Below are 13,903 nucleotides of genomic sequence, written 5' to 3'. Positions count from 1 at the left end.
GCGCCAGGGGGTAAAGTTGCCGATGGCCCATTTGTCTCGATGTCGAACTACTCGGTGTCAAGACACTGGCGGAAACTAAGCCCAATGCTGGTCGACCAGCCGATGCTTCTCGACCGGCGACGCGACGCATTGGATGAGTACTGTGGATCTTTTCGAGTACCAGGCACGGGATCTTTTCGAATCCTACGGAGTGCCTGTACTTCCCGGCCTTGTGGCCGACACCCCCGAAGAAGCGAAGGCCGCCGCTGAAAAGCTGGGTGGAACCGTCGTTGTCAAGGCGCAGGTGAAGACCGGCGGCCGCGGCAAGGCCGGCGGCGTCAAGGTCGTCCACAACCCGGACGACGCCTTCACCGCAGCCGAGCAGATTCTCGGGCTCGACATCAAGGGTCACGTCGTCAAGCGCGTGATGATCGCTGCCGGGGCGCGCATCGACAAGGAGTACTACTTCTCCCTGCTGCTCGACCGTGCCAACCGCTCCTACCTCTCGATGGCCAGTGTCGAAGGCGGCATGGAGATCGAGGAGCTCGCCGTCGAGCGCCCGGAGGCACTCGCCCGCATCGAGGTGAACCCGCTGGAGGGCATCACCTCGGCGAAGGCTGCCGAGATCGCCAAGGCCGCCGGCTTCGCCGACGACATCGCGCCGAAGGTCGCCGACGTCTTCGTCAAGCTGTGGGACGTCTACAAGGGCGAGGACGCCACCCTGGTCGAGGTGAACCCGCTGGTGCTCACCGAGGACGGCGAGGTCATCGCCCTGGACGGCAAGGTCAGCCTCGACGAGAACGCTGCGTTCCGTCACCCGAAGCACGAGCTGCTCGAGGACAAGGCCGCCGCCGACCCGCTCGAGGCGAAGGCCAAGGAGAACGACCTCAACTACGTCAAGCTCGACGGTCAGGTCGGCATCATCGGTAACGGTGCCGGGCTCGTCATGTCGACTCTGGATGTCGTCGCCTACGCCGGCGAGAACCACGGCGGCGTGAAGCCGGCGAACTTCCTCGACATCGGTGGCGGAGCATCCGCTGAGGTGATGGCAGCCGGTCTCGATGTGATCCTCAACGACCCGCAGGTGAAGTCCGTCTTCGTCAACGTCTTCGGCGGCATCACCGCCTGTGACGCGGTCGCCAAGGGCATCGTCGGCGCGCTCGCCGAGCTCGGCCACAGCGCCAACAAGCCGCTGGTAGTGCGCCTCGACGGCAACAAGGTCGAGGAAGGCCGCGCCATCCTGAACGAGGCGAACCACCCGCTGGTCACCCTCGCCGCCACCATGGACGAGGGCGCCGACAAGGCCGCCGAACTCGCCAACGCTGCAGCCTGAGACACGATCGAGGAACAAGAACAGCATGTCTATCTTTTTGAACAAGGACTCCAAGGTCATCGTCCAGGGCATCACCGGTGGTGAGGGCACCAAGCACACCGCCCTCATGCTGAAGGCCGGCACCCAGGTCGTCGGTGGCGTCAACGCCCGCAAGGCCGGCACCACCGTGCTGCACGGCGAGACCGAGCTGCCCGTCTTCGGCTCCGTCAAGGAGGCCATGGAGAAGACCGGCGCCGACGTGTCGATCGCGTTCGTGCCGCCGGCCTTCACCAAGGACGCCATGGTCGAGGCAATCGACGCCGAGATCCCGCTGCTCGTCGTGATCACCGAGGGCGTTCCCGTCGGCGACACCGCCGAGGCATGGGCATACGCCCAGAAGCAGGGCAACAAGACCCGCATCATCGGGCCGAACTGCCCCGGCATCATCACCCCCGATGAGGCGCTGGTCGGCATCACCCCGGCGAACATCACCGGCAAGGGACCGATCGGCCTCGTGTCGAAGTCGGGCACCCTGACCTACCAGATGATGTATGAACTGCGCGACCTGGGCTTCTCCACCGCCATCGGCATCGGCGGCGACCCGGTCATCGGCACCACCCACATCGACGCGCTGGCCGCGTTCGAGGCGGACCCGGAGACCAAGGCCATCGTCATGATCGGTGAGATCGGCGGCGACGCCGAAGAGCGCGCGGCTGACTTCATCAAGGCCAATGTGACCAAGCCGGTCGTCGGCTACGTCGCGGGCTTCACCGCCCCCGAGGGCAAGACAATGGGCCACGCCGGCGCCATCGTCTCCGGCTCGGCGGGCACCGCACAGGCGAAGAAGGAGGCCCTCGAGGCCGCCGGCGTCAAGGTCGGCAAGACGCCGTCCGAGACCGCTGCGCTGATGCGCGAAGTCCTGAAGTCGCTCTAAGCACGCGAACAACGGATGCCTCGGCATCCGCCCCTCGGAAGGCCCGCCGTGTGCGGGCCTTCCGTCATTAATCCGAGTTGATTCCCTCTGGTTTGGCGAGCCCTTCGAACGGTTTCAGTCGTTCGATGAACTCGGCGTGGTCGGCAGCACGGATGGTGGTGGCGCCGTAATAGATGCTGACCGCCCGCGGATTCCAGCCTGTCTTGATGGCTCCGGACATCTGCTTCTCGGCTTCGCCGGTGGCGTCGCGGTCGACATCCCTCAGCGAGATCGTGACCGATTGCGCACCGGCGTCAGTCCCGCCGTTCCACTCCCAGTGCTTCGAGAGGTCAGTGGTCTTGTAGTAGTCGAGGAGCTCCGGGTTGAGGTTGGCCAGCTCCAGCTCTCCGAGCCCATGCGCTTCGGTCACCGCGTTGATGAGGTCGAGCACCCGCTCCCACGCCGCGTCGCCGGATGGCACGGTGTGCTCTGTCTCATCAGCGACAGGTAGCCGACATACAACGAGTCGCCGCCGTAGCCATTGTCGTCGTGCTCCCACCAAGTGGCCTCGCTCGGCGGGCCAACCTCCCACTCGAGCCCGAATTCCTCGGTCAGAGCCGTTTCGATCTCGGCCAGCAACTGCAGGGATGCTTCTTCCACGTCCTCGGTGGCCGGTGCCGCAAGCACCTGCGCGGAATCGATGTTCGACTGGCCGGGGTAGTCCGCCCAATCGACGGTGACGGTTTCGCCGGCATCCGTCACATACGTCGTCTTCGGTGACGCTGCGCAGCTGGTGAGAGCCATAACCGCCAGCGCGCCAGCGGCGAGGGCTACGCCGGCGCGGACTGCGCGAGACGTCATCATGCGCAGAGTCAAGCAGCACGACCGCCCCTTGTCACGATCTCGGGGGCAAACGGGGGTGTGCGTACTAGTCCGAGGTAGTCGCCTCAGGGCGGGCGAGTCCTTCGAATGGTTTCAGCCGTTTGAGGAACTCGGTCTTATCGGCGCCGCGGATGGTGGTGACCCCGTAATAGATGTTGATCGATCGCGGGTTCCAGCCGTACTCAACGCTGCCGGCCATCTCCTTCTCGGCCTTGCCAGTGGGATCGCGGTCGACGTCGATCAGGGTGACCCCCACCCACTGCGAGTCTGCGTAGGTCGATGCTGCCCACTGCCAATGGTCCGACACATCGGCGGAGCCATATTGCTCTGCCATGTCCGGATCGAGATTCTCCAGCTGAAGTTCCCCGAGCCCGTGCGCTGTCGTCACAGCGCTCGCAAGCTCGATGGCGCGCCTCCACGCGGCGTCACCGGACGGCACCGTCATGCTCTCGCTCGTCGGCGAGTTGTAGGTGAGGTACAGCGACTCACCGCCGTAGCCGTTTCCTTCTTGCTTGTGCCAGAAGGGTGGTTCACTGTCCGGGCCGGCTTCCCACTCGAGTCCGAATTCCTCGGTGAGCGCCGTTTCGATCTCGGTCAGCAAGGCGTCGGATGATTCATCCACATCCTCGGCCAGCGGCGCCGCCAGCACATCGGCATGATCGGTGTACGCGTGGCCGGGATAGTCGGCCCAGTCGACAGTGACCTTCTCGCCGTCCGGGGCGGTGTAGCTCGTCGTCGGGGACGCCGAGCAGCCGGCAAGCAGCACAACGAGGGTGATCGAGGAAGCGGTGACACCCGCGCGGCTGGCCATGCAGGCAGTCAACCGCAGCCTGCTGAGGTGCGTCGTCATTCGGTCGAGTGAAAGTCATCATCCGGGCGGATGACGCGTGCACGGATATTTCTCCGGCGGTTCGGTCTTTCTCCGGTAGTTCTGCCGGGAATCGGGGCCGCTGCGACGTAAGGTCAACCCCGAAATGAGTCGTCGTGTCACCGCCCTGCTCGCCGCGTTCGAGGCGGCCATCGTCGCCATGGTCGGAATCGCCATCCCGCTCGTGCCGCTCACCGTGCTGTGGGGCTTCCACTTCCAGCTCGGCATTGACTGGACGGCATTCTGGCGAGGCGCCGCCGACATCTGGCTGGTCGGCCACGGCACGGACCTGACCCTTCAGCTGCATCCCGACCTGGCGATCGCACTCGGCGTTCCCGACGCCGCCCCCTTCGTGATCAGCATCGCCGCGCTCGGCCTCGGCATGATCACGCTGCTGCTCGCCATCCGCACCGGCCGTCGGGTCGCCTCGACGCGATACCGGATGCTCGGAGAATCAGTTGCCCTCGGCACCTTCGCCGCCCTCGCCCTCGGCGTCACGCTCAGCGCCGACTACCCGTACGCCAGCCCGTCCCTGTGGCAGGGCATCCTGCTGCCGACGCTCGTGTTCGGTATCGGACTTCTGATCGGCTCCACCCGCGAACGACTGCGTAACCCACTGCCCGATCACGGCAGCTCGCTGCGCGACTGGATCAGCGACTGGCCGGCCCCACTGCGGACCTGTGTCGCTGCGGCCCTGCGCGGCGGGGCGGGCGCGGCGATCGCGGTGATCGCGGTCGCTGCGGTCGTCACCGGTATCGCCCTGATCGCCGGGTACGCCCAGGTCATCCACCTCTACGAATCGGTGCAGGCCAATGTGCTCGGCGGCACGGTGATCACCCTCGGCCAACTGGCGCTGCTGCCGAACGTGATCATTTGGACAGCTTCCTGGCTGGTCGGCCCCGGCTTCGCGATCGGCACCGGCTCGAGCATCGGCCCGCTTGGAACCACCCTCGGTCCGATTCCCGCCGTGCCGATGCTCGGCGCGCTGCCGACCGGCGAACACGCCTGGGGACTGCTTGGGGTACTCGTCCCGGTGATCCTCGGGTTCCTCGCCGGGCTTGCCTCTGGACGGTCGCTGCACACGCTGGACTGGCCGTGGCGGGTCGGCACCGGCGTAGGCACCGGGGTCATCGCCGGCGCTCTGCTTGGGCTGCTCGCCTGGGCGTCGGCTGGTTCCGCGGGACCCGGCCGGCTGGCCACCGTCGGCCCGGACCCCTTCGCCGTGGCGGCATGGGCGGCCGTGGAAATCGCGGTCGCCGCGACGCTCGGTGCGCTCGCAGCATCCATCGATCTCTCCAGGGTCAAGGAGCGGGTCACGGTAGGCTAGTCAGGTGCTCCGACTGGTCGTACTCATCTCCGGGGGCGGGTCTAATCTGCGTGCCCTGCTCGAAGCCTCGGAGGACGCGGAGTTCCCCGCCCGCGTGGTCGCGGTCGGGGCGGATCGGCCCGCCGACGGTTTCGATCACGCTGAGGCCTTCGGCATCCCCACCTTCGCCGTGGTGCCCGGGAACTTTCCCGACCGGGCCAGCTGGGGCGACGAACTGCTCACCCAGATCCAGCAGTGGGAGCCCGACCTCGTCATCCTCAGCGGCTTCATGCGACTGCTGCCGGCGCGAGTGGTCGCCGAGTTGTCACCGCAGCTGATCAACACGCATCCCGCCTACCTGCCCGAGTTTCCCGGCGCGCACGGCGTGCGCGACGCCCTCGCCGCCGGGGTCACCGAAACCGGTGCCAGCGTGATCGTCGTCGATGACGGCGTCGACTCTGGCCCGATCATCGCCCAGCGCCGCGTCGCGGTCCTGCCCGGCGACACCGAATCCACCTTGCATGAGCGCATCAAGGTCGTCGAGCGGGAACTGCTGGTGCAGACCGTGCTCGACATTGCCAACGGACACATCGATTTGAAGGAGCTAGCGAGCGCATGAGCGGTCCCAGCAGTCACGACCCCAGCCTCTACCGCGCGCGCGATATCGTCCCGGTGAAGCGTGCTCTGATTTCGGTCAGCGACAAGGCCGGACTGGCCGAGTTCGGTAAGGCGCTTGCCTCTGAGGGCGTCGAGCTGGTCTCCACCGGTTCCACAGCTGCGACCCTGCGCGACGCCGGTCTCGAGGTCACCGATGTCGCCACCGTCACCGGTTTCCCCGAGTCCCTGGACGGCCGGGTGAAGACCCTGCACCCCGCCGTGCACGCCGGTATCCTCGCCGACCTGCGCCTCGAAGACCACGAACAGCAGCTCGCCGAGCTCGGCATTGACGCGTTCCAGCTCGTCGTCGTGAACCTGTACCCGTTCGCGAAGACCGTGGACAGCGGCGCGGACGCGGCCGACGTCATCGAGAACATCGACATCGGCGGCCCCGCACTGGTCCGCGCGTCGGCGAAGAACCATGCCAACGTCGCCATCGTCGTGAACCCCGAAGACTACGCCGACGTGCTCGAGTCGGTGCTCGCGGGCGGCACCAGCCTCGAGCTGCGACAGAAGCTGGCGTCGATCGCGTTCGAGCACACCGCCGGATACGACATGAACGTCGCCCTCTGGTTCGCCGAGAACCTCTACGACCCCTGGGAAGGCGAAGGCGAGGACGACGAGAACGAAGACGACGCGGATGCCGAGACATCCGACTCCGAATGGGGAGACGGCATCGGTCTCGAAGCCGACCTGAAGCAGGTGCTCCGCTATGGCGAGAACTCGCACCAGGGCGCCGCGCTGTACACCGGCGAGGCAGCAGCGGGCATCGCCCAGGCCACCCAGCTGCACGGCAAGGAGATGTCGTATAACAACTACGTCGACGCCGACGCAGCCCTGCGCGCCGCGTTCGACCACGAGGGTCCCACCGTGGCGATCATCAAGCACGCCAACCCGTGCGGAATCGCCACCGCGGCGACCATCGCCGAGGCCCACCAGCTCGCCCACGCGTGCGACCCGGTGTCGGCCTTCGGTGGCGTTATCGCCGCGAACCGCGTGATCACGCGCGATGCGGCGGAATCGATCAAGGAGATCTTCACCGAGGTCATCATCGCGCCCGGTTTCGAGCCCGAGGCGCTCGAACTGCTCAGCCAGAAGAAGAACGTGCGCCTGCTGCAGCTGCCCGAGGGTTACGAGCGGGAGGATGTCGAGTTCCGGCAGATCTCCGGTGGACTACTCGTTCAGCACCCCGACAACCACTTCGCGCCCGCATCCGAGTGGACGCTCGCGGCCGGGGAGCCGGCCGACGAGGCAACGCTCGCCGACCTTGAATTCGCCTGGCGCTCCGTACGCGCGGTGAAGTCGAACGCGATCCTGCTCGCCCACGGCGGCGCCTCGGTTGGCGTCGGCATGGGCCAGGTCAACCGGGTGGACTCGTGCCACCTCGCGGTGACCCGCGCGGCTGGCCGGGCGAAGGGCAGCGTCGCGGCATCCGATGCCTTTTTCCCGTTCGCCGACGGACTGCAGGTACTCATCGACGGCGGCGTGCGCGCGGTCGTGCAGCCCGGTGGTTCGGTGCGCGATGAAGAGGTCATCGCGGCCGCTCAGGATGCCGGGATCACCATGTACTTCACAGGGGAGCGCCACTTCTTCCACTGAGCGATGGGCGCGCACGAGCGCCGAAGGTTCAGTGATCTGTGTCCGGGCTCAGGATGGTGAGGCGCACTGCCTGAGCCATTGGCGGGGCCTGCAATTCGGCGTCGATGTCGAGGAACCAGCCGTCGCGGCGATATTCCGTGACAGTGCGCGTTTCGCTGCTGAGTCCGCTCTCTGCATGTTCCCAGCCGTCGTCGATCAGTGACTTCCCGATGGTCTCGGCGGCTTCGGTGGGGGACAGGTCGCCGTCTGGCAGAAGGTACACGTCGCCGTTCCAGTACCAGTACTTCGGCCATTCGTCGTAACCGTCGGTCGCGAGCCGACTGTCCGACTCGACGGGCGAGCGTGAGTCGATCGCGGATTCGGGGAGCAGCTCGAACAGTGACTCTGCCAGCTGCTCCGACTCGGCTTGGTAATCGGCGAGCGGCGTGCTTGATGATGCGGGCATGGAACAGCCTCCAAGGGTGGTCGAGAGCGCGAATACGACGCCAGTCATGAGGGCGCGGTTGCCGCGGCGGGGGTGTCTCATTCCACGGGCTCCATCACAGGTTCGTAATCCTCGGTGAGGATTCCCGGGATGGTGACCACCGTGCGACCGGCGATCACCAGCTGATCAGGCGCGTACAGCTCGACCTGGCCACCTTCAATCACGTTCACGATGTTAGTGAATGCTGTCGACTTCCTACGGAACACGCTGCTGTGGCTCTCAATGCCGCCGTCGCTCTCGACGGTTGAACCGTCCTTGTGGAAACCGGTCTCCAGCCTGACGACTCCGTCAGCGGTGAGCGCGGAGGCGCCATGCCCCAGATCGCCGAGATCGAATCCTTGCGATGATCCGACGACAATGTCGTTGCGCGCCATCATCGCGTAATGCGGGACATTCTTGGTATGCGGGAAGTCGCCGAGGCTTGAGATGCCATTCCCGAGGCCGGCGGGAGCGACGTACAGAATTCGGTCCGCTTTGAGGCCGGATGCCTCCGCGTGCCCGACCACGGCAGCACCGTAGCTGTGGCCGAACACCGTCAGGTCGGCTTCGGCAGGTACCGACAGCCCCCCGACGAAACCAGCGAGCGATGGGCCGAGGTCCTCCGAGAACGATGCCGTGATCGCCTCAAGGCCTTGCGGGAACCTCCCACCAGCCCACGCGAACAGCGCGGTGGTCGGAGCTGACCCGTCGTAGAGGTCGTTGAGGCGATCTTCGGCGCCGCCGAACGTTTCCATCTGGGTCCCGGTGCCGGGCACATAGATCCCGACGCTCTTGATCCAGGTGGGTATCTCGCCCGTGGCCGCGTCGAGCGGGCCCTGGTAGGTCGCAATTCCTGCCCGAGTCGGGTCGAAGATCACGACCATGCTGCCGGTACGGCTTTGCTTCATGCCGTCCTCGCCGAGGTACCTCGTCGGCGCGTGCAACAGCTGTTCGTAGTACCCGATCGTGGACTTCAGCTCATCGATCAGCCACTGCCGTCGATAGCGTGGGTTGGCCCGGCCCGCTTCGGCATCCACCTCGGCTTCAAGACGGTCGATCTCGGCCTGGATGTTCAGTCGGTTGGCGGCGGCACGATCGGCCAACGGGATCCCGTCGAGGTTGCCGATGATTGCCGGCTGCCCGGCGATCAGATCGGCCCGCTGCTCCTTGCTCAGCGCGTTCCACACGCTGCGCACCTGAGTGGCGGATGGAAGCTCGCCGAGTTCGGCGGCGGTTACCGCGTCGAAGACGTCGGAGGCTGCGAGGCGGCTGGCGGTCTCCGCGTCGAGCAGGTCGCGCTCCTGGAGCAGCCCGGCCCACCGTTGCTGCAGAAGCTCGTACGTGTTGATGGCGGATTGCCAGCGGACCAGAGCGCGGTCGTCGCCCTCGTGCATCCAGGCTGGCAGCACCGAATCCCAGCTGAGGAACAAACCAAAGAAGTCCTCGACGACATTGGAGAGCGCGACGTCGCGAAGGCGGGCAATCGACCGATCGCTCGCTTGAGCCTGGTCGCGAAGGTCGCGTGCGCGCAGCTGAATGCTCTCGACGCCGTCGGCGTACCCGCGAAGGATCCCGCTGGTCTGGTCGCACACCGCTGAGAGGTCGGTGAATCGCTGTGCCGACGCCAACAGCCTCGCCCGTAGCGCATCGACAGCGACCCCCTGCTGGCTGCCGAGGTCGGCAACGGCGCCGCGAACCTCATCTGCTCGCAGTCTCAGCGCCACAGCGCGGGCGCTGTGGGATTCCTGTGCCGACCGGATGGCTTCCACACTCCCCACACCGGGATCACCGGCGAGCGGCGGTGCGATCATGACAGGGCGCCCACGAGCGCGGCATCGACGTCGGTGATCCCACCGATCACGGATGCCGTGTCGGCCCGCAAGGTCTCGGTGTTCTCGGTGAGCGCAGCCGCCGCACGGCCAATGGTCGCCTCGACCACGTCGAACGCGGCAGCGACCGCTGACGATCCCCACGATCCGGCTCCGAGGCAGCTTGTCACGGTCGGCGCGGAGGCGGCGCCCAACCGCGCGTCCACACCCGAGAACACCGACGAATCGATGAGCAAGTTCGGCATCAGGTCCCCCCTTTGGTGCCCGCTCTCGGGCCGAGCATACCGGCGCCCGTGCCCGATTGGGGGTGTCTTGAGGTGAATTTCTTTCCGGTCGACGCGCGTGGGCGGCGAGTGTTGCGGTAGCCGATTCCGACTCACTAAGCTGTAAGGCTGCTCATCGAGCAACGGAATCCCAATACTCAGCGCGGCTCACCAGTCGCGCTGTTGTGTCGTCTCGATTCGCTACTACTGAAACGAGTGAGAAGTGTCGACCCCGGCATCGAAGAAGAAGTCCGCCTCGACCACGCGCACCCTGTTGCGCCTGTACCCCTACGCGCGTCCGGCGATGCCGCGCATCTACCTCGGCATGATCGCCGCGCTGCTCGGCGCAGTCGTCGCGCTGCTGATCCCGCAAGTGCTGCGCGACCTGGTCAACGGGTCGCTCAGCGAAGGCGACGCCACGGCGATCTGGCCGGCAGTCGGCCTCGTCCTCGCCCTTGGTGTGCTCGAGGCCATCATGGTCGCGCTGAGGCGCTGGTTCGTGCTCACTCCCGGCACCCACGTCGAGGCGCGCATGCGCAACCACCTGTATCAGCGCTTGCAGGATCTGCCGGTGGCCTTCCACGACCGCTGGCCGAGCGGCCAGCTGCTGTCGCGCATGGTGAGCGACCTCGGTCTGATCCGTCGCTGGCTGTCGTTCGGCCTGGTGCTGCTGGTGGTCAACTCGGTCACCGTGGTGATCGGCTTCGTCTTCCTGGTGAACATCAACTGGATCCTCGGCGTGCTGTTCATGGTCTGCTCGATCCCGCTCTGGATCTACGGCTACCTCTTCGAGAACAAGTACTCCGCGGTCACCCGCCGCAGCCAGGACCAGGCGGGCGACCTGGCCACCGCGGTCGAGGAATCGGTACACGGCATCCGTGTGCTCAAAGCGTTCGGTCGCGGCAAGCACGCACTGGAGCGGTTCAGCCGCCAAGCGGAGACCCTGCGCGGCACCGAGATTGAGAAGGCGCGCGCGATCGCTGGCATCTGGTTGTGGCTGCTGCTGGTTCCGGATGTCACCTTCGCCCTGGCCCTGCTCGGAGGCGGAGTTCTCTTCGTCGCCGGGCAGCTCACCATCGGTGACCTGGTGGGTTTCTTCGCCACGGCAACAGTGCTGCGCTGGCCAGTCGAATCGATCGGCTTCCTGCTCTCGATGACCTTCGACACGCGCACCGCGGTGGACCGTTACTTCGAGGTGATGGACGAGCGCAACGAGATCACCGATCCGGAGCATCCGGCCACCATCGCCGACCCGCGCGGCCGACTCGTCTTCGAGAACGTGCACTTCCGTTACCAGGACTCACCGGCGCAGTACGCCGACCTGCTCGACGGCATCGACCTCGAATTGGAACCAGGCGAGACCATGGCACTGGTCGGCCTCACCGGATCGGGCAAGACAACGCTTACCGCGCTGGCCTCGCGGCTGTATGACGTGACCGGTGGGCAGGTGCTGTTGGACGGGGTCGACATCCGTGACCTCAGCCTTGACGAACTACGCACCCACGTGGCGATGGCGTTCGAGGACGCGACGTTGTTCTCGGCGTCGGTTCGGGACAACGTGATGCTGGGCAGGCCGGAGGGCTCGGACCAGGAGCTGCAGCGCGCGCTCGAGATCGCGCAGGCCGGGTTCGTGCATGACCTGCCCGAGGGGGTGGACACGAAGGTCGGTGAGGAGGGCATGAGCCTGTCCGGTGGCCAGCGCCAGCGACTCGCGCTCGCCCGCGCGGTCGCGGCGCGGCCGGCCGTGCTCGTGCTCGATGACCCGCTGTCGGCGTTGGATGTCGACACCGAGGCGCTCGTCGAAGCCGCGTTGCGCGAGGTGCTCGCGTCGACGACGGCGTTGATCGTTGCGCACCGACCGTCGACCGTGCAGCTCGCCGACCGGGTTGCCGTGCTCGAACGCGGTCGGATCACCGCGGTCGGCACCCATTCCGAGTTGCTCGCCACCAGTGAGCACTACCGGTTCATCATCTCCTCGCTTGAGGACGAGCAGGATGTTGCGAAGGTCGAGGTCGGCGCATGAGCGTCATCGGAGTTGAAGGCGAAGAACGACACGACCTGACCAAGGCGGAGAGCCGACACGTGCGGGACCGTTCGCTGAAACTGCTCGGCTCACTGATGCGGCCGCTGCGCGGCACGCTCTGGCTCACGGCTGCGGTGATCCTGATCAGCACGATCGCCCAGGTCGCCGGCCCGATGTTGATAGCGATCGGCATCAACCAGGGCCTGCCAGCCGTGCTCGAGCAAGACTGGTTCCCGCTTGCCCTGACCGTCGGGGCCTACCTGCTCACCGGCGTCATCGGAGCGGTGCTGGTCGCCTGGTACACCGTGCTCACCGCGCGCATCAGCCAGGCCATGCTGTTCGACCTGCGCAAGCGGGTGTTCCTGCACACGCAGCGGCTGAGTCTCGAATTCCACGAGAGCTACACGTCCGGCCGGATCATCTCCCGGCAGACCAGCGACCTGGAGGCGATCAAGGAGCTGCTGGGCGAGGGGCTGAACCAGCTCGTCCAGGGCGCGCTGTACATGGTGCTCATCGCCGTTGCCATGTTCATCGCGGACTGGGTCAGCGGGCTCATCCTGCTCGGCGCGCTGGTGCCGCTCTTCGCGCTGACTCGGTGGTTCCAGGTGCGCTCGCAGAGGCTGTTCCGGCGCACCCGGACCGCATCCGCCTCGATGATCGTGCAGTTTGTCGAGAGCATGACGGGTATTCGCGCGGTCAAGGCGTTCCGCAAGGAACAGCGCAACGAGAAGGAGTTCGGCGACCTCGTCGAGGACTACCGAGACGTCAATGCGAAGACCATCCAGGTGTTCGGTATTTACGATCCCGGTCTCATCCTGATCGGCAACGTGACCGTCGCGGTCGTGCTGCTGGTGGGCGCGTTCCGGGTACTCGACGGGTCGCTGGACATCGGCTTCCTGCTCGCTGCGCTGCTCTACACGCGCAACTTCTTCGCGCCGGCGCAGGAGATGGCGATGTTCTACAACTCCTACCAGTCGGCGGCGGCGGCGCTCGAGAAGATCTCCGGCGTGCTCGAGGAGCTGCCGAGCGTGCCCGATCCCAGCAAGCCCGTCGACCTGTGGGCGGCGAAGGGACAGGTCCGGTTCGAGGGTGTCGAGTTCGCTTATAAGCAAGGCCGCCCGGTGCTGCCTCGGTTCGACCTGGAGATTCCTGCCGGGCAGACCATCGCCCTGGTCGGCACCACCGGCGCTGGCAAGTCCACGCTCGCCAAGCTGATCTCCCGGTTCTACGACCCGAGCACGGGGGCGGTGACCCTTGACGACGTCGACCTGCGCCGACTGCATCCGAAGGACCTGCGCCGCGCGATCGTCATGGTCACCCAAGAGGCGTACCTGTTCAGCGGGTCGGTGGCCGACAACATCGCGCTGGGCAAGCCGGATGCCACCCTCGACGAGATCATGGCGGCGGCCAGGGCTGTCGGAGCGCACGAGTTCATCTCGGCACTCCCGGACGGCTACGACACCGACGTGAACAAGCGCGGAGGCCGCGTCTCAGCCGGCCAACGGCAGCTGCTCTCGTTCGCGCGTGCGTTCCTCGCCGACCCGAGCGTGCTGATCCTCGACGAGGCCACTGCGTCCCTCGACATCCCGAGCGAACGGCTTGTGCAGGAAGGCCTGCAGACGCTGCTCGCCGACCGCACCGCGGTCATCATCGCGCATCGGTTGTCGACCGTGGCGATCGCCGACCGGGTGCTCGTGATGGAGCACGGACGGATCATCGAGGACGGCACTCCCGAGGAACTGATCGCCGGAGAGGGCAAGTTCTCGAGGCTGCACGCCGCCTGGCGTGAATCGCTCGTCTAGCCCTCCC

13 protein-coding genes are annotated in these 13,903 nt (G+C 66.3%); 7 read left to right on the top strand and 6 right to left on the bottom strand.

The features are described from left to right. Positions 1-142 precede the first annotated feature (142 nt). Both sucC and sucD read left to right on the top strand, forming a co-directional pair. Complete coding sequence (gene sucC, locus GO591_RS12510; protein WP_157157123.1) at positions 143-1,312, top strand: ADP-forming succinate--CoA ligase subunit beta; 1,170 nt, start codon at positions 143-145, stop codon at positions 1,310-1,312. Positions 1,313-1,337: 25 nt separating this feature from the next. Then, complete coding sequence (gene sucD / locus GO591_RS12505; protein ID WP_157157122.1) at positions 1,338-2,225, top strand: succinate--CoA ligase subunit alpha; 888 nt, start codon at positions 1,338-1,340, stop codon at positions 2,223-2,225. 67 nt (positions 2,226-2,292) lie between these two features. On the opposite strand, the gene GO591_RS12500 is transcribed toward sucD, so the two are convergent. The 3 genes from GO591_RS12500 to GO591_RS12490 form a co-directional block, all read right to left on the bottom strand. Next, positions 2,293-2,685: a hypothetical protein gene (locus GO591_RS12500; RefSeq protein WP_157157121.1), complete on the bottom strand. Its 393-nt coding sequence runs from the start codon at positions 2,683-2,685 to the stop codon at positions 2,293-2,295. After that, on the bottom strand, positions 2,631-3,068 hold the full coding sequence (locus GO591_RS12495; RefSeq protein ID WP_157157120.1) for a hypothetical protein: 438 nt from the start codon (positions 3,066-3,068) through the stop codon (positions 2,631-2,633). Before GO591_RS12495 ends, GO591_RS12500 begins: the two co-directional genes overlap by 55 nt. A 64-nt stretch (positions 3,069-3,132) precedes the next feature. Then, the gene (locus tag GO591_RS12490) at positions 3,133-3,897 is read right to left on the bottom strand and encodes a hypothetical protein (protein WP_157157119.1); all 765 of its coding nucleotides are present in this window, start codon (positions 3,895-3,897) and stop codon (positions 3,133-3,135) included. A gap of 163 nt (positions 3,898-4,060) precedes the next feature. Between GO591_RS12490 and GO591_RS12485 the strand changes: the two genes are divergently transcribed. Genes GO591_RS12485 through purH form a run of 3 tightly spaced genes read left to right on the top strand, consistent with a single transcriptional unit; the run spans position 4,061 to position 7,516 of the window. Next, complete coding sequence (locus tag GO591_RS12485) at positions 4,061-5,281, top strand: cell division protein PerM (RefSeq protein WP_157157118.1); 1,221 nt, start codon at positions 4,061-4,063, stop codon at positions 5,279-5,281. A gap of 4 nt (positions 5,282-5,285) precedes the next feature. After that, on the top strand, positions 5,286-5,879 hold the full coding sequence (purN, locus tag GO591_RS12480; protein WP_157157117.1) for a phosphoribosylglycinamide formyltransferase: 594 nt from the start codon (positions 5,286-5,288) through the stop codon (positions 5,877-5,879). After that, positions 5,876-7,516: a bifunctional phosphoribosylaminoimidazolecarboxamide formyltransferase/IMP cyclohydrolase gene (gene purH / locus GO591_RS12475; protein ID WP_157157116.1), complete on the top strand. Its 1,641-nt coding sequence runs from the start codon at positions 5,876-5,878 to the stop codon at positions 7,514-7,516. The genes purN and purH overlap by 4 nt, the downstream gene beginning before the upstream one ends. Before the next feature lie 28 nt (positions 7,517-7,544). Here the strand turns inward: purH and GO591_RS12470 are convergent, their stop codons facing one another. From GO591_RS12470 to GO591_RS12460, 3 genes are all read right to left on the bottom strand, one after another. After that, entirely contained in the window at positions 7,545-7,961 is a 417-nt protein-coding gene (locus GO591_RS12470) for a hypothetical protein (protein ID WP_157157115.1), read from the bottom strand. A 77-nt stretch (positions 7,962-8,038) separates the two neighbouring features. Continuing rightward, on the bottom strand, positions 8,039-9,790 hold the full coding sequence (locus tag GO591_RS12465; protein WP_157157114.1) for an alpha/beta hydrolase: 1,752 nt from the start codon (positions 9,788-9,790) through the stop codon (positions 8,039-8,041). Beyond that, positions 9,787-10,053, bottom strand: coding sequence for a hypothetical protein (locus GO591_RS12460; RefSeq protein WP_157157113.1), 267 nt, complete (start codon positions 10,051-10,053; stop codon positions 9,787-9,789). The genes GO591_RS12465 and GO591_RS12460 overlap by 4 nt, the downstream gene beginning before the upstream one ends. Positions 10,054-10,375: 322 nt before the next feature. Between GO591_RS12460 and GO591_RS12455 the strand changes: the two genes are divergently transcribed. Beyond that, on the top strand, positions 10,376-12,094 hold the full coding sequence (locus GO591_RS12455) for an ABC transporter ATP-binding protein (protein ID WP_157157920.1): 1,719 nt from the start codon (positions 10,376-10,378) through the stop codon (positions 12,092-12,094). After that, entirely contained in the window at positions 12,091-13,896 is a 1,806-nt protein-coding gene (locus GO591_RS12450; protein ID WP_157157112.1) for an ABC transporter ATP-binding protein, read from the top strand. Before GO591_RS12455 ends, GO591_RS12450 begins: the two co-directional genes overlap by 4 nt. The last annotated feature ends 7 nt before the right edge of the window (positions 13,897-13,903 follow it).

Source organism: Diaminobutyricimonas sp. LJ205 (genome assembly GCF_009755725.1).
GTDB lineage: Bacteria > Actinomycetota > Actinomycetes > Actinomycetales > Microbacteriaceae > Ruicaihuangia.
The sequence above is the reverse complement of the archived record's forward strand: the minus strand, read 5'-3'. Positions and strand labels throughout refer to the sequence as shown.